Annotated in this window: 7 protein-coding genes and 1 pseudogene; all 8 read right to left on the bottom strand. The window is 36.4% G+C overall.

All coding sequences use genetic code 11. The features are described 5' to 3' along the window. Positions 1–3: 3 nt before the first annotated feature. Positions 4–735 carry an SDR family NAD(P)-dependent oxidoreductase gene (locus GJV85_RS11710; protein WP_207561563.1) on the bottom strand — a complete coding sequence of 244 codons (732 nt, stop codon included), beginning with the start codon at positions 733–735 and terminating at the stop codon, positions 4–6. 21 nt (positions 736–756) lie between these two features. Continuing rightward, positions 757–1,581 (bottom strand): FecR family protein, encoded by an 825-nt coding sequence (locus tag GJV85_RS11715; RefSeq protein WP_207561564.1) that lies wholly within the window; start codon positions 1,579–1,581, stop codon positions 757–759. 9 nt (positions 1,582–1,590) lie between these two features. Beyond that, positions 1,591–2,856 carry a tetratricopeptide repeat protein gene (locus GJV85_RS11720; RefSeq protein WP_207561565.1) on the bottom strand — a complete coding sequence of 422 codons (1,266 nt, stop codon included), beginning with the start codon at positions 2,854–2,856 and terminating at the stop codon, positions 1,591–1,593. Between the two features lie 11 nt (positions 2,857–2,867). Continuing rightward, positions 2,868–4,655 carry a cadherin-like domain-containing protein gene (locus GJV85_RS13865; protein ID WP_430739174.1) on the bottom strand — a complete coding sequence of 596 codons (1,788 nt, stop codon included), beginning with the start codon at positions 4,653–4,655 and terminating at the stop codon, positions 2,868–2,870. A gap of 51 nt (positions 4,656–4,706) precedes the next feature. Further along, positions 4,707–13,898 (bottom strand): annotated as a pseudogene (locus GJV85_RS11725) (cadherin-like domain-containing protein); the annotation flags it as partial. Positions 13,899–13,932: 34 nt separating this feature from the next. Next, positions 13,933–16,098, bottom strand: coding sequence for a cadherin-like domain-containing protein (locus tag GJV85_RS11730; protein ID WP_207561567.1), 2,166 nt, complete (start codon positions 16,096–16,098; stop codon positions 13,933–13,935). Positions 16,099–16,175: 77 nt separating this feature from the next. Next, positions 16,176–18,302, bottom strand: a complete 2,127-nt coding sequence (locus tag GJV85_RS11735) for a CHASE2 domain-containing protein (RefSeq protein WP_207561568.1) — start codon at positions 18,300–18,302, stop codon at positions 16,176–16,178. 84 nt (positions 18,303–18,386) lie between these two features. Next, the gene (locus tag GJV85_RS11740; protein WP_207561569.1) at positions 18,387–19,649 is read right to left on the bottom strand and encodes a homoserine dehydrogenase; all 1,263 of its coding nucleotides are present in this window, start codon (positions 19,647–19,649) and stop codon (positions 18,387–18,389) included. Between the last annotated feature and the right edge of the window lies 1 nt (position 19,650).

The raw sequence follows: 19,650 nt of genomic DNA on the forward strand, positions 1-19,650 counted from the left end.
CTTTTAGTTGAGGAATTCTACAATTTTCTCTCTTAAAAAGCTTGGAAGAATATTTAAAAATCTAATAATTAAGTAAAACCTAAATGGAAAAGCATAAAACTTTTTTTCTCTCTCTATTGCATTTTTTATTCGTCTTACTCCCTCATCAGTTTCAAGGAGAAATGGCATATTAAAGTCATTTTTGTCTGTAAGTTCACTTTTGATAAAGCCTGGAAGTATGTTTATAACCTTCACTCCATACTTACTATATTTGTAGCGCACTCCCTCTGCATATGCATTAAGAGCACGTTTTGAGGATGAATATACTTTAGAACTTGGCATAGAAAATAGAGAAGCGAGAGAGGAGATAAAAACTATCTTGCCACTCTCTTGAGCTTTAAAGTGGGGCAAAAGAACCTCAAGGATAGCATGGTTTGAGAGCACATTTACATCATAAAGATTTTTAAACTCAGCTATTGTTGGAATCTCATCAGAGTGGCCTAAAGATATGCCAGCATTTAATATAACCATATCAACGCTACCTATCTCTCTTATCTTCTCTTGGAGCATTTCAAACTGAGTAACGTCTGCAATGATTATATCAACAGATTTTGCACTCTCAAAAAGCTCGCTTCTAAGTTGAAAAAGCTTATCTTCTCTACGAGCTAAAAGTATCAACTCATTCTCTTTTGTTGCATATTGACGAGCAAGCTCTGCACCTAAGCCAGAACTTGCTCCTGTTATTAATATTTTCATTGAATTAATTGCCTATTAATATTAAGGATATATAACTTCTCTTGTTTGTGAGCTTACATTTGGTGTATCTAAAGTCTCTGTTGTAACTGGAATATCAGGAGTTTCTGGTGTTTGAGGAACTTCAGGAGTCTCCTCTACTATATCCTCTTTAATTATCTCATCTACTCTATTTTGAATGACGGTATCTTCAACATTTTCTATAACTACTATCTGATCATCTTCTTCAATCTCTTTGATCTCTTTATATCGTTTTTTATCTATTTTTTTTTCTATTTTTTTTTCTCTAAATAGACTATTTTTAAGAACCTTCAACTCTTTAGTTCCCAGGTCATTTTTTGATAGTTCAACACTCATCCCAGCATCTATAGTGCTAATAGCATCAAGATAGTCTATGGTAATCGCACCACTATAGCACTTAATAATCTCTTTGTCGGGTCGTATATCTCCAGAGAAGTCAGTTCCACGTATACCAATAGTTGCAGATGCGGTTTTCACCTTAAACCTCTCCGGAGAGAGCTTACCTATCTTTCCTGTAACAGATCTAAAAAAACCACGACTTGCATTCATTGTAACTTCTGATTTATCAGTTCCATCAAAATAAAACTTCTCAAAAGTAAATATTGCATTTTGACCTATAGTTAAGATCGTGTCATCATTGAGTTTTATCTGAACTCTTGTTTTATCTTTAGTTATAAGCTTATCATCTTTATAGACTTCCATTAGGTTTTTTACCGGAATTTCAGCACCTGCCCTATCTATATATGCTTTACCTTTCATAGCCATAACTTGACCTATTTGTGCCCAGAGTGAGACAGCTAACAAAAGCGCCAATAATATTTTAATCATAGTTAATCCTTAATATTTTATTTCTAAACCAAGCATACCAACATATTTCCTATACTCTGCGGGAACATAGTTGGAACTATTTTGGGCATACTCAAGAGATGTAAAGAGTTGAAAATTTTCATCAAAATCATGAAAAAGCTTCACTTTCACTTGGTTGTAATTGTCACTTCTTTTTGTATCACTAGCTAATAAACTATCCTCATACCTCGAACCTCGATAAAGATAATCTACTCTACTACCAAGCCATTCATTAACTCTGTAACTCATTCCCAAAGAGAGTGAATAGAGTAACTTACTCACATAAGCACCACTGTTTGAAGTTTTTGAAGAGTGGTTATTTACTTTTGCGTTTAGATAAACAAAGTTGTTTTCTAAAAGATAGTAAACTCCTAAAGAGCCGCCTATGGCACTATATCCTCGAGACTCATACTCTGCTTTTAAATATGAACGATTCAAATAACTTATATTAGATAACAAAATGAAGTTTTGATCTAATGCATAAGTGAGCTGTGGGTTTAGACTATACTGAGAAAACAGATCTGTCTCTAGATAGTGCAGTCTATTATATGCCAAAGGAATATAAAGGTTATAGTTAGCTCTTGCATATCCTACTCCAGCTTCTACTCCTCCAAAAAACATATCATAGTAGTGTGCATCTAGATTGTTTTGATAGAAGAGATTTCCCTTTGCTTTTACATACCACTCATCCTTACTTTGGAGCTCATTTTTATACTCTATCGCTCCATTTACTGTTCCAAAGAGTGTTGACTCTGCTCCTATGTTTCCGCCTACTCCGTAGTACTTATTTAACTCATCAACATCTGCGGAAACATTTATGTTTGAGTCATATCCTACTCCAGCTAAAGCTCTTAGGGAGTAAGTTTCAAGCTGTCTGCCTTGTATCTTAGAAATATACTCTTTTTGCACTTCACTTATATCTTCTTGTTCTAAAGTTTGTAGCATACTCTCACTCAGCTCAACTCTTCCACTCTCATCATAAAGTTTCAGTAATGCCAACTCAGCTTCAACATTATGCTCATCAAATATCAGTGCTCTCTCAAACGCAGCCATCGCTTCATTTGTATTTCCCAATCCAAGTTCACACTTTCCCCAGAGCAGATGTAGTTTTGCATTTTCATAGTTTAGTGTATCTTTTTTGATGTACTCTATAGCCTTCTCATAGTTTGCAATTTTATAATAAAAGTTTGCGAACTTATAATTATTGGCATATAGTGTGCCTAAAAAGACACATAAAAGTAAAATTATTTTTTTCATTTAATCCCTTTTTATTCTATTGTTATAAATACAGCACCTAATGCAGTTCCACCATTACCATCATCTACTACATAGCCGAACCCACCGAGTCCTAAAGCACTTGGAATAAATGTAATAATACCATCAATTGGTAGTGAGACAGTCCCATTAACACTCAATAAAGTATTTGTTATAGTAAGAGTATCTCCATCAGCATCTGTATCGTTTGCTAAAAGCTCTGCTACACTTATTTCAATAGGTAGAATGGAACTCGTAACATATGTAGGAATAGTTTTTGTTACAGACACTTCAACTTGTGAAGAGTCTAGCACTTTTAGTATAGATGCATCCGCATCCCCAGCTAATACTTCACCAGGACTTGAGATATATGTTGTTCCATCACTCATATATAAGTCTCCTCCAGTGTATGTTGCTTCGTAATATGTAGCAGCCGCATCTATGACTACTTCAATAGCTACATCTCCATAAATAAGACTTCCAAACACAACAGTAGAATCAGAATTGATTTTTTGCGTATAGACTTCATTTTTACCTGCATTTATCACTCTATCGACTGCTAGTGCATACTCTTCATTATTAAGTTCTGCTATTTTAACTACAACACCTTTATCAAGTTCTGTAGCCCCACCACTCAATGTACCGTTTGCATCAAACATTTGAGTGTATATATAATCTTGTGTTCCTCTTTCTCCAAACCAAGCTAGAAGCATTTTCCCATCAGGACCAATAGAGCTGATATCTGGTTTTGTATCATGTTGGTCTGTTGTACCTATAGCTTCATGTATACTTACACTACCATTTAAGGTTCCATTTGAGTTAAATATTTGAGTATAGACTGAGTTATCACCACCTTCATCTTCACCTGTCCATGCTACTGCATAAGCGCCATCTACACCAAGAGCGGTTATGCTTGGTGTTGTATCCACTTTATTTAGTACATTTATTGCTTCTAAATGAACTACAGGACCATCAAATGAGCCATCAGCAGCAAATTTTTGAGTAAATATTGAATAATCCCCACCATCTAAGTCTTGACCAGACCAAGCTACTGAGTATGCTCCACTAGTCCCTAATCCAGTTACAACTGGCATAATGTCTTGTTTTTGAATCACATCTGAGACAAGCTCAGTTACATTGCCATCTAGGCTTCCATCTGCATGAAACTTTTGTGAGTAGATAGTTAGATCATTTGTACTATCTTTACCCGACCACACCGCTACATAAGAGCCATCACTCCCTATACTAGCAAGTTGTACTTCACCATCATCTTTGTCTGTGATTCCTGTTGGTTCCAACCTTGTAGCATTTCCATCAAGAGTTCCATCCGCTGCGAATCTCTGTATAAATACTGACCAATCACCACCCTCTGATCCATCTTCTTGACCAGTAAACGCCACTATAAAAGAGCCATCCGTCTTAGGAGCAAGTATAGTAGGAAACTTATCATCTTTAGTTGTTGAACTTGGAGCTTCTAGTATTGTTGTAGCTCCATCTAAACTTCCATCAGAACTAAATTTTTGCACAAATACAGAGAATTCCCCTCCTCCATCGCTATCTTCACCATACCATGTAACTGCATAAGAACCGTCATATGCTAAACCTGTAACCTGAGGTTCAAGGTCGTCTTTATTAAACTTATTGATAGCTTCAAGGATAGTAGTATTTCCATCACGTGTTCCATCTGGATTCATCTTTTGAGTAACTATAGAATAGTCACCATCCAAATCATCTCCTTGCCATACAATGACATATCCACCAAGGTTGTCAATTTTTGCTATGCTTGGATTTGTCCCATTCATTGGACTAAAACTAAACTCTGCATTTTGTTCTAAATAGCCATCAATTCCTGCCACAGGTGCATCATTAACTCCAGTTACCGTAACCTCCACTAAACCAAGCACACTAAGGTTGCCATCACTAAGTATGTAAGAAAAAGATGCTAATCCACTAAAGTCTGCATTTGGAGTAAAAGTTATATCTCCATTGACATCATTAAATGATACTACTGCATGGATTGGATTACTCACACCTGTGATACTTATCGTATCTCCATCAGGATCACTATCATTTGCTAAAAGTGAAGAAGAAGGAATTACGAGTGAAGGGGTGTCTTCTACAGTTGTATTTACATCATTCACTGCAATCGGTGCATCATTTACAGCTGCAACTGTAATCGTTAAAGTACCTGTATCACTAAGTAAACCATCCGTCACGGTGTAGTCAACTGTATCAATTCCATTGAAGTTAAGTACTGGTGTATAAGTATATGATCCATCACTAGCAAGAACAAGTGAACCACCATTACTTGTTACTAATGTACCAGGAGTTACAGTTAATATATCTCCTTCTAGATCTGTATCGTTTGCATTTAAATTAACCGTTGAAGTAAAGAGTATATCTTCACTTGTGTTTACTACATCATCTACTGCAACTGGTGCATCATTTATAGATGCAACTGTTACAGTTACTGTTGCTGTGTCAGTAAGATTGCCATCACTTAGAGTATAGTTAAATGTAGCTTCTCCATTAAAGTTAGCATCTGGAGTAAACGTTATATCTCCGTTTGTCTCTAAAACTACAGTCGCGTTTAGAGGAGTATCTACTGCTGTGATACTTAGAGTATCTCCATCTGCATCACTATCGTTTGCTAGAAGTGTTGCTGATGTTATTGTAAGTGGATTATCTTCATCTACTGAAGCTATATCAGCTACTGCAACTGGTGCATCATTTAGTGGCGTTACTGTTACATCTACTGAACCTACCGTTGTAGTATTACCATCACTTAGAGTATATTTAAATGTTGCTACTCCATTAAAGTTTAGAGTTGGTGTAAAAGTTATATCTCCACTCACTAAAGTAACGCTACCACCAGTTTGAGTTGTTACCGCTGTTATACTTAGGGTATCTCCATCTACATCTGTATCGTTACTTAGAAGTGTTGCTACTGGTATTACTAAAGCTAAATCTTCTGTTGTACTAGCTACATCATCAACTGCAACTGGTGCATCATTTATAGATGCAACTGTTACAGTTACTGTTGCTGTGTCAGTAAGATTACCATCACTTAGAGTATAGTTAAATGTAGCTTCTCCATTAAAGTTTGCATCTGGAGTAAATGTTATATCTCCGTTTGTCTCTATAACTACAGTCGCGTTTAGAGGAGTATCTACTGCTGTGATACTTAGAGTATCTCCATCTGCATCACTATCGTTTGCTAGAAGTGTTGCTGATGTTATTGTAAGTGGATTATCTTCATCTACTGAAGCTATATCAGCTACTGCAACTGGTGCATCATTTAGTGGTGTTACTGTTACATCTACTGAACCAACTGTTGTAGTAGTTCCATCACTTAGAGTATATTTAAATGTTGCTACTCCATTAAAGTTTAGAGTTGGTGTAAAAGTAATATCTCCACTCACTAAAGTAACGCTACCACCAGTTTGAGTTGTTACCGCTGTTATACTTAGGGTATCTCCATCTACATCTGTATCGTTACTTAGAAGTGTTGCTACTGGTATTACTAAAGCTAAATCTTCTGTTGTACTAGCTACATCATCAACTGCAACTGGTGCATCATTTATAGATGCAACTGTTACAGTTACTGTTGCTGTGTCAGTAAGATTACCATCACTTAGAGTATAGTTAAATGTAGCTTCTCCATTAAAGTTAGCATCTGGAGTAAATGTTATATCTCCGTTTGTCTCTAAAACTACAGTCGCGTTTAGAGGAGTATCTACTGCTGTGATACTTAGAGTATCTCCATCTGCATCACTATCGTTTGCTAGAAGTGTTGCTGATGTTATTGTAAGTGGATTATCTTCATCTACTGAAGCTATATCAGCTACTGCAACTGGTGCATCATTTAGTGGTGTTACTGTTACATCTACTGAACCAACTGTTGTAGTAGTTCCATCACTTAGAGTATATTTAAATGTTGCTACTCCATTAAAGTTTAGAGTTGGTGTAAAAGTAATATCTCCACTCACTAAAGTAACGCTACCACCAGTTTGAGTTGTTACCGCTGTTATACTTAGGGTATCTCCATCTACATCTGTATCGTTACTTAGAAGTGTTGCTACTGGTATTACTAAAGCTAAATCTTCTGTTGTACTAGCTACATCATCAACTGCAACTGGTGCATCATTTATAGATGCAACTGTTACACTTACGGTTGCTGTGTCGGTAAGATTACCATCACTTAGAGTATAGTTAAATGTAGCTTCTCCATTAAAGTTTGCATCTGGAGTAAATGTTATATCTCCGTTTGTCTCTATAACTACAGTCGCGTTTAGAGGAGTATCTACTGCTGTGATACTTAGAGTATCTCCATCTGCATCACTATCGTTTGCTAGAAGTGTTGCTGATGTTATTGTAAGTGGATTATCTTCATCTACTGAAGCTATATCAGCTACTGCAACTGGTGCATCATTTAGTGGCGTTACTGTTACGTCTACCGAACCTACCGTTGTAGTAGTTCCATCACTTAGAGTATATTTAAATGTTGCTACTCCATTAAAGTTTAGAGTTGGTGTAAAAGTTATATCTCCACTCACTAAAGTAACACTACCACCAGTTTGAGTTGTTACTGCTGTTATACTTAAGGTATCTCCATCTACATCTGTATCGTTACTTAGAAGTGTTGCTACTGGTATTACTAAAGCTAAATCTTCTGTTGTACTAGCTACATCATCAACTGCAACTGGTGCATCATTTATAGATGCAACTGTTACAGTTACTGTTGCTGTGTCGGTAAGATTACCATCACTTAGAGTATAGTTAAATGTAGCTTCTCCATTAAAGTTAGCATCTGGAGTAAATGTTATATCTCCGTTTGTCTCTAAAACTACAGTCGCGTTTATTGGAGTATCTACTGCTGTGATACTTAGAGTATCTCCATCTGCATCGCTATCGTTTGCTAGAAGTGTTGCTGATGTTATTGTAAGTGGATTATCTTCATCTACTGAAGCTATATCAGCTACTGCAACTGGTGCATCATTTAGTGGCGTTACTGTTACATCTACTGAACCTACCGTTGTAGTATTACCATCACTTAGAGTATATTTAAATGTTGCTACTCCATTAAAGTTTAGAGTTGGTGTAAAAGTTATATCTCCACTCACTAAAGTAACGCTACCACCAGTTTGAGTTGTTACCGCTGTTATACTTAGGGTATCTCCATCTACATCTGTATCGTTACTTAGAAGTGTTGCTACTGGTATTACTAAAGCTAAATCTTCTGTTGTACTAGCTACATCATCAACTGCAACTGGTGCATCATTTATAGATGCAACTGTTACAGTTACTGTTGCTGTGTCAGTAAGATTACCATCACTTAGAGTATAGTTAAATGTAGCTTCTCCATTAAAGTTAGCATCTGGAGTAAATGTTATATCTCCGTTTGTCTCTAAAACTACAGTCGCGTTTATTGGAGTATCTACTGCTGTGATACTTAGAGTATCTCCATCTGCATCACTATCGTTTGCTAGAAGTGTTGCTGATGTTATTGTAAGTGGATTATCTTCATCTACTGAAGCTATATCAGCTACTGCAACTGGTGCATCATTTAGTGGTGTTACTGTTACATCTACTGAACCAACTGTTGTAGTAGTTCCATCACTTAGAGTATATTTAAATGTTGCTACTCCATTAAAGTTTAGAGTTGGTGTAAAAGTTATATCTCCACTCACTAAAGTAACACTACCACCAGTTTGAGTTGTTACCGCTGTTATACTTAGGGTATCTCCATCTACATCTGTATCGTTACTTAGAAGTGTTGCTACTGGTATTACTAAAGCTAAATCTTCTGTTGTACTAGCTACATCATCAACTGCAACTGGTGCATCATTTATAGATGCAACTGTTACAGTTACTGTTGCTGTGTCAGTAAGATTACCATCACTTAGAGTATAGTTAAATGTAGCTTCTCCATTAAAGTTAGCATCTGGAGTAAATGTTATATCTCCGTTTGTTTCTAAAACTACAGTCGCGTTTAGAGGAGTATCTACTGCTGTGATACTTAGAGTATCTCCATCTGCATCACTATCGTTTGCTAGAAGTGTTGCTGATGTTATTGTAAGTGGATTATCTTCATCTACTGAAGCTATATCAGCTACTGCAACTGGTGCATCATTTAGTGGTGTTACTGTTACATCTACTGAACCAACTGTTGTAGTAGTTCCATCACTTAGAGTATATTTAAATGTTGCTACTCCATTAAAGTTTAGAGTTGGTGTAAAAGTAATATCTCCACTCACTAAAGTAACGCTACCACCAGTTTGAGTTGTTACCGCTGTTATACTTAGGGTATCTCCATCTACATCTGTATCGTTACTTAGAAGTGTTGCTACTGGTATTACTAAAGCTAAATCTTCTGTTGTACTAGCTACATCATCAACTGCAACTGGTGCATCATTTATAGATGCAACTGTTACAGTTACTGTTGCTGTGTCTAATGATCCATTTACATCACGAATAGTATAAGTAAAGTTATCTGCTCCGTTAAAGTCTGCAGTTGGAGTATAAGTAAACACACCACTACTCTGCACTAAACTTCCATTTGCTGCTTGAGTGTAACTATCTATAGATATAGTATCTCCTAAGTCATTTAGTAGGACATTAATATTGATACTACTATCTTCTAAAACTGAGGCAGTATCATCTGTAGCTACAAGTCCTGCATTTATAATTACATTTAAATTCACTGTAACTATGACACTCTCAAATGTATCATTAATCGTATATGTAAAACTATCAGCCCCTAAGAAGTCACTATTTGGAGTATATGTATATGTCCCATTTGCATTATCTACTAAAGAGCCATTTGTTGGTTGAGTAAAACTCTCAATAACTATAGTGTCCCCATCTACATCACTATCATTTACTAGCAAAGAAGCACTATTAATCAATAAATTAATATTTTTATATGTACCAAAAGCATCTGTAATACCTACTGGTGCATCGTTTACTGGCGTTACCGTTACACTTACTGATGCAACTGCTGTAGTTACTCCATCACTGATTGTGTAGTTAAATGTAGCTTCTCCATTAAAGTTTGCGTTTGGAGTAACTGTTACATCTCCGTTTGATTCAAGAACTACAGTCGCGTTTACTGGGCTACTTAGTGCTGTTATGGTAAGTGTATCTCCATCTGCATCTGTATCATTTGCTAGAAGTGTTGCTGAAGTTATAACTACTGGTGTATCTTCTAGTGTTGTTGCTGTATCTGCTGTTGCTAGAGGTGCATCGTTTGTAGTTGTAACTGTTACACTTACTGTTGCTGTGTCAGTTAGATTACCATCACTCACACTATAGTTAAATGTTGCTACTCCATTAAAGTTAGCATTTGGAGTAAACGTTATATCTCCGTTTGTTTCTAAAACTACAGTTGCGTTTATTGGAGTATCTACTGCTGTGATACTTAGAGTATCTCCATCTACATCACTATCGTTTGCTAGAAGCATTGCTGATGTAATGGTTTTTTGAGTATCTTCACTCGTTGTTGATATATCATTCGCTGCAACTGGTGCATCGTTTACTGGCGTTACCGTTACACTTACTGATGCAACTGCTGTAGTTACTCCATCACTGATTGTGTAGTTAAATGTAGCTTCTCCATTAAAGTTTGCGTTTGGAGTAACTGTTACATCTCCGTTTGATTCAAGAACTACAGTCGCGTTTACTGGGCTACTTAGTGCTGTTATGGTAAGTGTATCTCCATCTGCATCTGTATCATTTGCTAGAAGTGTTGCTGAAGTTATAACTACTGGTGTATCTTCTAGTGTTGTTGCTGTATCTGCTGTTGCTAGAGGTGCATCGTTTGTAGTTGTAACTGTTACACTTACTGTTGCTGTGTCAGTTAGATTACCATCACTCACACTATAGTTAAATGTTGCTACTCCATTAAAGTTAGCATTTGGAGTAAACGTTATATCTCCGTTTGTTTCTAAAACTACAGTTGCGTTTATTGGAGTATCTACTGCTGTGATACTTAGAGTATCTCCATCTACATCACTATCGTTTGCTAGAAGCATTGCTGATGTAATGGTTTTTTGAGTATCTTCACTCGTTGTTGATATATCATTCGCTGCAACTGGTGCATCGTTTACTGGCGTTACCGTTACACTTACTGATGCAACTGCTGTAGTTACTCCATCACTGATTGTGTAGTTAAATGTAGCTTCTCCATTAAAGTTTGCGTTTGGAGTAACTGTTACATCTCCGTTTGATTCAAGAACTACAGTCGCATTTACTGGGCTACTTAGTGCTGTTATGGTAAGTGTATCTCCATCTGCATCTGTATCATTTGCTAGAAGTGTTGCTGAAGTTATAACTACTGGTGTATCTTCTAGTGTTGTTGCTGTATCTGCTGTTGCTAGAGGTGCATCGTTTGTAGTTGTAACTGTTACACTTACTGTTGCTGTGTCGCTTAAGTTACCATCACTCACACTATAGTTAAATGTTGCTACTCCATTAAAGTTTGCATCTGGAGTAAACGTTATATCTCCGTTTGTTTCTAAAACTACAGTCGCGTTTATTGGAGTATCTACTGCTGTGATACTTAAAGTATCTCCATCTACATCACTATCGTTTGCTAGAAGCATTGCTGATGTAATGGTTTTTTGAGTATCTTCACTCGTTGTTGATATATCATTCGCTGCAACTGGTGCATCGTTTACTGGTGTGACTGTTACACTTACTGATGCAACTGCTGTAGTTACTCCATCACTGATTGTGTAGTTAAATGTAGCTTCTCCATTAAAGTTTGCGTTTGGAGTAACTGTTACATCTCCGTTTGATTCAAGAACTACAGTCGCATTTACTGGGCTACTTAGTGCTGTTATGGTAAGTGTATCTCCATCTGCATCTGTATCATTTGCTAGAAGTGTTGCTGAAGTTATAACTACTGGTGTATCTTCTAGTGTTGTTGCTGTATCTGCTGTTGCTAGAGGTGCATCGTTTGTAGTTGTAACTGTTACACTTACTGTTGCTGTGTCGCTTAAGTTACCATCACTCACACTATAGTTAAATGTTGCTACTCCATTAAAGTTTGCATCTGGAGTAAACGTTATATCTCCGTTTGTTTCTAAAACTACAGTCGCGTTTATTGGAGTATCTACTGCTGTGATACTTAAAGTATCTCCATCTACATCACTATCGTTTGCTAGAAGCATTGCTGATGTAATGGTTTTTTGAGTATCTTCACTCGCTGTTGATATATCATTCGCTGCAACTGGTGCATCGTTTACTGGTGTGACTGTTACACTTACTGATGCAACTGCTGTAGTTACTCCATCACTGATTGTGTAGTTAAATGTAGCTTCTCCATTAAAGTTTGCGTTTGGAGTAACTGTTACATCTCCGTTTGATTCAAGAACTACAGTCGCATTTACTGGGCTACTTAGTGCTGTTATGGTAAGTGTATCTCCATCTGCATCTGTATCATTTGCTAGAAGTGTTGCTGAAGTTATAACTACTGGTGTATCTTCTAGTGTTGTTGCTGTATCTGCTGTTGCTAGAGGTGCATCGTTTGTAGTTGTAACTGTTACACTTACTGTTGCTGTGTCAGTTAGATTACCATCACTCACACTATAGTTAAATGTTGCTACTCCATTAAAGTTAGCATTTGGAGTAAACGTTATATCTCCGTTTGTTTCTAAAACTACAGTTGCGTTTATTGGAGTATCTACTGCTGTGATACTTAGAGTATCTCCATCTACATCACTATCGTTTGCTAGAAGCATTGCTGATGTAATGGTTTTTTGAGTATCTTCACTCGTTGTTGATATATCATTCGCTGCAACTGGTGCATCGTTTACTGGCGTTACCGTTACACTTACTGATGCAACTGCTGTAGTTACTCCATCACTGATTGTGTAGTTAAATGTAGCTTCTCCATTAAAGTTTGCGTTTGGAGTAACTGTTACATCTCCGTTTGATTCAAGAACTACAGTCGCATTTACTGGGCTACTTAGTGCTGTTATGGTAAGTGTATCTCCATCTGCATCTGTATCATTTGCTAGAAGTGTTGCTGAAGTTATAACTACTGGTGTATCTTCTAGTGTTGTTGCTGTATCTGCTGTTGCTAGAGGTGCATCGTTTGTAGTTGTAACTGTTACACTTACTGTTGCTGTGTCAGTTAGATTACCATCACTCACACTATAGTTAAATGTTGCTACTCCATTAAAGTTAGCATTTGGAGTAAACGTTATATCTCCGTTTGTTTCTAAAACTACAGTTGCGTTTATTGGAGTATCTACTGCTGTGATACTTAGAGTATCTCCATCTACATCACTATCGTTTGCTAGAAGCATTGCTGATGTAATGGTTTTTTGAGTATCTTCACTCGTTGTTGATATATCATTCGCTGCAACTGGTGCATCGTTTACTGGCGTTACCGTTACACTTACTGATGCAACTGCTGTAGTTACTCCATCACTGATTGTGTAGTTAAATGTAGCTTCTCCATTAAAGTTTGCGTTTGGAGTAACTGTTACATCTCCGTTTGATTCAAGAACTACAGTCGCATTTACTGGGCTACTTAGTGCTGTTATGGTAAGTGTATCTCCATCTGCATCTGTATCATTTGCTAGAAGTGTTGCTGAAGTTATAACTACTGGTGTATCTTCTAGTGTTGTTGCTGTATCTGCTGTTGCTAGAGGTGCATCGTTTGTAGTTGTAACTGTTACACTTACTGTTGCTGTGTCAGTTAGATTACCATCACTCACACTATAGTTAAATGTTGCTACTCCATTAAAGTTAGCATTTGGAGTAAACGTTATATCTCCGTTTGTTTCTAAAACTACAGTTGCGTTTATTGGAGTATCTACTGCTGTGATACTTAGAGTATCTCCATCTACATCACTATCGTTTGCTAGAAGCATTGCTGATGTAATGGTTTTTTGAGTATCTTCACTCGTTGTTGATATATCATTCGCTGCAACTGGTGCATCGTTTACTGGCGTTACCGTTACACTTACTGATGCAACTGCTGTAGTTACTCCATCACTGATTGTGTAGTTAAATGTAGCTTCTCCATTAAAGTTTGCGTTTGGAGTAACTGTTACATCTCCGTTTGATTCAAGAACTACAGTCGCATTTACTGGGTGTTATGGTAAGTGTATCTCCATCTGCATCTGTATCATTTGCTAGAAGTGTTGCTGAAGTTATAACTACTGGTGTATCTTCTAGTGTTGTTGCTGTATCTGCTGTTGCTAGAGGTGCATCGTTTACTGCAGCCATATTTACATTTGCTGTAGCAGTAGTTGTAACCTCTCCATCACTTAAAGTAAAACTAAATGAAGCTAATCCAACAAAATCTTTATCTGGAGTAAACGTTATATCCCCATCCGTATTTAGACTTACTGTTGCATTTGTTGGATTACTAACATTGATAATAGATAATGGATCCATACCTGAGTACTCGAGAATAAGGTCTGATGCTTTGATAATCAGTACCGTGTCTTCAGTGTTACTCAAAGCACTGCTGCGTACAACTGGTAATACGGTCGGATCTTTTACAATTTCAAATGTTTCAATACTTCCTTGTGCGCTAATACCAAACATTACATCTTTTAATTCACTATAATATATGTCACTCGCTATGATAGATGAGTTAGTTTCTATATAACTCTCTTTAGTTAATAAAGAACTATATACATCTCCTATAAGTATTTTATTATGCGAAGCTCTAAAAAATACTTTTGATGTAAAACTTTCATCGTTATAGGTATTTAATATTTTAGATTCTGACAATACACTCATTCTGCTTTTCAAGTTTGTGCCATCTAATGATGCTACAAAAACTTTACCAAGCGAGTTTAATATCATTAAAGTAGAGAGTTCAAAATGTTGATCCTTAATAATCTCTATATTTTTCACACCTCCAGGTATGCTAATACTGCTTAAAAGAGTTAAGTTCTCATCATATATAATGACACCCGAGTCATAATCTGCAAGATATACCCTTCTCTGCCCATTTTCATCTATGGCAGTTGTCACATCAAGCATAATTCCACTTGCATCTAACTCATTAAGCAGTGATGCAGTTCCATTACTCTCAAGTGTAAACTCTTTAAGACCATAATCAACTCCAACAGCATAGACCTTGTCAGTACTATTTGTATCTAAGCGACTTAGTGTGATATTTTGGATGTTATATGTAGATGCAAAAATCTCTTTTTGAACTACTTCTCCCTCGAGTAAATCTAAAAAGTGTAAACCACTACTTTTAGTTGCAACAACAAGAGAGTCACTATCTATCCACTCTAGTGCAGTAATGGTTGAGGGGAGCTCATACCTATGCAGCTCTGTAACATTTTGCAAAGTTTTATTTAAATACTCAAAAGAGTAAAATAGAAGTTCATTTGCAGAAGCTACACAGATAAGAGAGTCTGCTCCATTTTGAGATATTTTTATAAGTGAAGTAGGATGATTTAGCTCAACAGCTTCGACCTGTTGGTATGTGCTGTTTGCTTTTATGGCACTCACTTCATCTATTGCTCTAAAAGTCCAACTAGTCATATTTGTATCGAAAGGGTTTGAGTACATATCTTCTATAGTCTCAAGTAACTCAATTGTATACTCTTTGTTATACTCTAGGCTCTCTAGAGGCTTAAAGGTCAATGTGGAGTTTAGAACCTTTGTACTTCCGTTTATCTCTACTCCATTTTCATCTAGCATCTTAAAGACTTTTGTTCCAGTACTAAACTTTGATAAAAGACGATTAAACTTAAGTGAAAAGTCCATACCAGTTCCCACAATCGAGCCATCTCCTGGCTTTATATCTACCAGCACTAAGGGAGAAGTCTCAACAGCATCGTCTCTAGTCTCAAATGAATGTATAAAATCCTCTTCAAGTGATAATCCAGAGAGATCTTTTAAATCTCTAGTTACAAAAAGAGTATAAGTGCTGTTAGGGTGAAAATATTTGTATGGAGTAAGTAGTACTTTATCGTTTTGCGCACTTAGTGCTTCTACAGATAAAGTAAAAGGCACTAACTGTTGCTCAGAGTCTACAAGATAAACTGTTGCATTATTCACACTGCTTGGATCTAACTTTGAGCCAAATTCTACTGCAATCTGATTAAATGTAGATACATCAAAAGAAGCAGGTGCTTTTTTGATTGATAGGTATCTTACTTCTGAAGATGGACTAGTCTCGTTTTGCAAAGAAGTTACTTCATTTTCACTAGTACATCCAATAATAAAAAAGCTAAGCATTAAACTCAATAATAAATTATACATATTTTCTCCTATTTAAATTAAAACTATATTTTTAATTATAGCGCTCTTTAGTGATTTTATGGTGATGAAAAAAACTACTATTTTCTTCTCATTTTAAATACAGGGCTAAACTCTTTATTTGGGTTTTCTATGTAGTCAAGACATCTTGCTATATAAAACTCATAAAGCTTACTAGGGTTCTCATTTTCCAATCTAAGAAAAATATCATATGCTTTATTTAACTCAGCTGAACGAAAGAGCTTTAATGCCTTAGCATACAAATCAAGCTCCTCATCTGGAATAAGCTTATTGCTACAAAGGACTTCATAAATCTCCACTACCTTATGTCTTCCTTTTACTTCAACAAAATCTATAGGTCTGATTCTGTATTCTCCCACTAGTTCTTGAAAAGTTGCATTAGAGATTAAAATTTGTGCATTATATAGTTTTGTCAAGCCCTCTAATCTCGATGCAAGGTTCACATTATCTCCAATAATAGTGTAATCAGATCTACCAACTGAACCCATGTCACCAGCTGTTACATTACCAGTATGTATGCCAATACCTATCATAATTTCCACATCATATTTAGGTTTTATAAAAGTGTTTATCTCTTGGAGCTTTTCTATCTGCTCTATTGCGCTTTGGACTGCTTTATCAGCATGGTTTTCAACCTTTACAGGAGCATTCCAGTAAGCCATAACGGCATCACCTATAAACTTATCTATCGTACCCTTATGCTCTACAATATTATCTACCATTGGGGTCATGTACTCATTTAACATCTTAATCAGCTTATCAGGAGAGCCAACTTTTTCAGAGATAGCGGTAAAGGAGCGGATATCACTAAAGAGTATACTTACCTCTACCTCTTTAGACTTTGTCAATTCATCACTAGAGTGCTTAAGTAAATAGTCCATAACCTCAGGAGAAACTTTTTTACCAAGTACTCTTTTTACCTCTTCTTTTTGTCCAGAGACCACAATGTAATCAATACCAACTGAGACAACTAATGTTAAAGAGTAAGCCATAAGAGGGAATAATATATTTATAAGTATTCCCTCTCCAAAAAGTAGCCAATAATAGAGTTCATAAAAACCGTATATACTTACAACAGCAATGGGAATTATAAACCATGAGCGTATAATGGCAAAGAGTATAGTAAAAAGAAAAATTGTTCCCCAGATAATCATTAAATCATAAACAACTATCTCAGCAGGTTTTCTTAAAAAATCACCTTGTAAAATATTATCAATGGCGTTGGCATGTACTTCAACTCCTGCAATTGCACTATCAAATGGTATAGACCGAAGATCAAAAAGTCCAACGGCAGAGGTTCCAATGATGACAAATTTATTTTCTATATCTGTAGAATTAAAATCTCCACTTAATATATCTGCCGCACTTACATGCTTAAAATACTTTCCTTTTCCCCTGAAGTTTACACTCAAACGCCCAACTTTGTCTAGCGGTACATTGTACTCACCAAAGACCACATTGCTCGCTCCAGCATCATCGCCAAAAACTTCTACCTTAGTTACTCCACTATATATACGGATCATCTCTAGCACTAAAGAGGGATATAAGACACCATCATATTTCATTAAAAGAGGAATACTTCGAATCATCCCTCCCTCATCGGGTGTATTATTAAAAAAACCACTTGAGTACATTGCATCTTGCAGGGTTTCTATATTTAAGACTATGCCCTTAGGCTGTAAAATAGTATCTTTTGTCATCCCTTTTTCTAAAAATATTGCTGGAATCATAGGTGTATTTTCTTCATCATTTTCATCAAAAGTAAAGATGAATCCACCTATTACAGGTGTTTGACTCAAGGTTGCAGCAAGTATTTCATCATAATTTTCCAGCTCATCTGAAAGCTCTGGAAATTTTTTCTTAAACCTATGGGGTGAGGTTCTATCCTCTTCTGCAAAAACTATATCTAAACCTATTATTCCAGCTCCTGCATCAGAGAGATTATAAAGAAGTTCAGAAACCAAATCTCTTTGCCAAGGCCACTGGCCATGCTCCTTAAGAGCTTTTTCATCTATATCAACTATAACTACTTGATTATTTTTTGGAAGCTCTCCACGTATTATAAATAGAAAATCTCTAAGTCTATTGTCTAAAGAGAAAAATGATTGTGGCATGTAAAGATATGCAAGGGAGAGAGAAATAGCCAAGAGTATGGCTATTAAGATTTTATATATGTAAATTTTCATTAAGCTGTGAGTACCAAGTTCCCTTATTTTATTCCTAGATTATAGAACTTAGTAAATAAGAGAGTACTTAATATATTAAAGTGGCTAAACTATCCTAATCATAACCGGACGAGCATTAACGAACTCTAGTCCTTCAATCTCATCTATCATTGATTGAATGTCAGACTCTTTTGCTATGTGTGTCGATATCAGAAGATTTGCAGACGTATCAGTTGATTTACGCTGTAGCATTGTTTCAACTGAGATATTATGCTCTTCAAATATCTTAGTTATGCGAGCTAAAACGCCTGTCTTATCTGAGACATTTATACGTAGATAATATTTTGATTCAATGTTAGCAGTTGGTTTTAAAACTAACTGACTCCCTTCCATTGGCTTATCAAACCCTAACATTGGTGTTGATTTTCCACTTCTTGCTATGTCTATGATGTTTGCGACAACAGCTGAAGCCGTAGCATCTCCACCAGCACCAGCACCATAATAAAGTGTTTCACCAACTTTATCTCCCACAACTGAAATACCATTCATAACGCCATCTATTTTAGCAATCATTTCATCTTGAGATATAAGAGCGGCATGAACGCGAAGTTCTACTTCATTGCCATCTTTTTTAGCGATTCCTAGAAGTTTTATAGCATAGCCAAACTCTTTAGCAAACGCTATATCTTCGCTTCGTACATTGTCTATTCCCTCTATGAGGATATCTTCAGGTTTAGCGTCTATGCCATAAGCGATAGAAGCTAAAATGAGAAGCTTATGGGCCGCGTCAAAGCCGCCTACGTCAAAGGTAGGATCAGCTTCTGCATAACCTAATTCTTGTGACTCTTTTAAAATAGCATCATATGAAACGCCATTGTTTGTCATCTCTGTCATCATATAATTACAAGTACCATTCATGATTCCCATAATCGATTCTATATGATTTGCAGAGAGTCCATCACGTAGAGCGGTAATGATAGGAATACCACCAGCAACCGCCGCTTCATACTCAAACGCTATATCTTTTGCTATGTCTTGAAGTTCATATCGGTGATACGCGAGTAGCGCTTTATTTGCCGTAACTACAGCTTTTCCAGCTCCAAGTGCACGCTTAACAACTTCAAACGCTTCTTCAACGCCACCCATAAGTTCAACTACTATATCAATCTCATCATCATTTAAAATATCATCTACATTATCGGTGATGCTAATATCTAGCCCTCTGTCTTTGTTTAAGTTTTTAACAACTCCGCTCTTAACTACAATATCAACACCTGCACGTGCGGAGATAACATCAGCATTATCTCTTAATATCTCAGCGACACTTGTACCAACTGTACCAACGCCAATTATTCCAACTTTTAACATA

Source organism: Sulfurimonas aquatica, from assembly GCF_017357825.1.
Classification (GTDB): domain Bacteria; phylum Campylobacterota; class Campylobacteria; order Campylobacterales; family Sulfurimonadaceae; genus Sulfurimonas; species Sulfurimonas aquatica.

Bases quoted from the DNA above. Each gene is read 5' to 3' on its own strand.
- GJV85_RS11730 (WP_207561567.1), bottom strand. From the start codon at position 16,098: ATGTATAATTTATTATTGAGTTTAATGCTTAGCTTTTTTATTATTGGA.
- GJV85_RS11720 (WP_207561565.1), bottom strand. From the start codon at position 2,856: ATGAAAAAAATAATTTTACTTTTATGTGTCTTTTTAGGCACACTATAT.
- GJV85_RS11715 (WP_207561564.1), bottom strand. From the start codon at position 1,581: ATGATTAAAATATTATTGGCGCTTTTGTTAGCTGTCTCACTCTGGGCA.
- GJV85_RS11740 (WP_207561569.1), bottom strand. From the start codon at position 19,649: ATGTTAAAAGTTGGAATAATTGGCGTTGGTACAGTTGGTACAAGTGTC.
- GJV85_RS11735 (WP_207561568.1), bottom strand. From the start codon at position 18,302: ATGAAAATTTACATATATAAAATCTTAATAGCCATACTCTTGGCTATT.
- GJV85_RS13865 (WP_430739174.1), bottom strand. From the start codon at position 4,655: ATGAATGGGACAAATCCAAGCATAGCAAAAATTGACAACCTTGGTGGA.
- GJV85_RS11710 (WP_207561563.1), bottom strand. From the start codon at position 735: ATGAAAATATTAATAACAGGAGCAAGTTCTGGCTTAGGTGCAGAGCTT.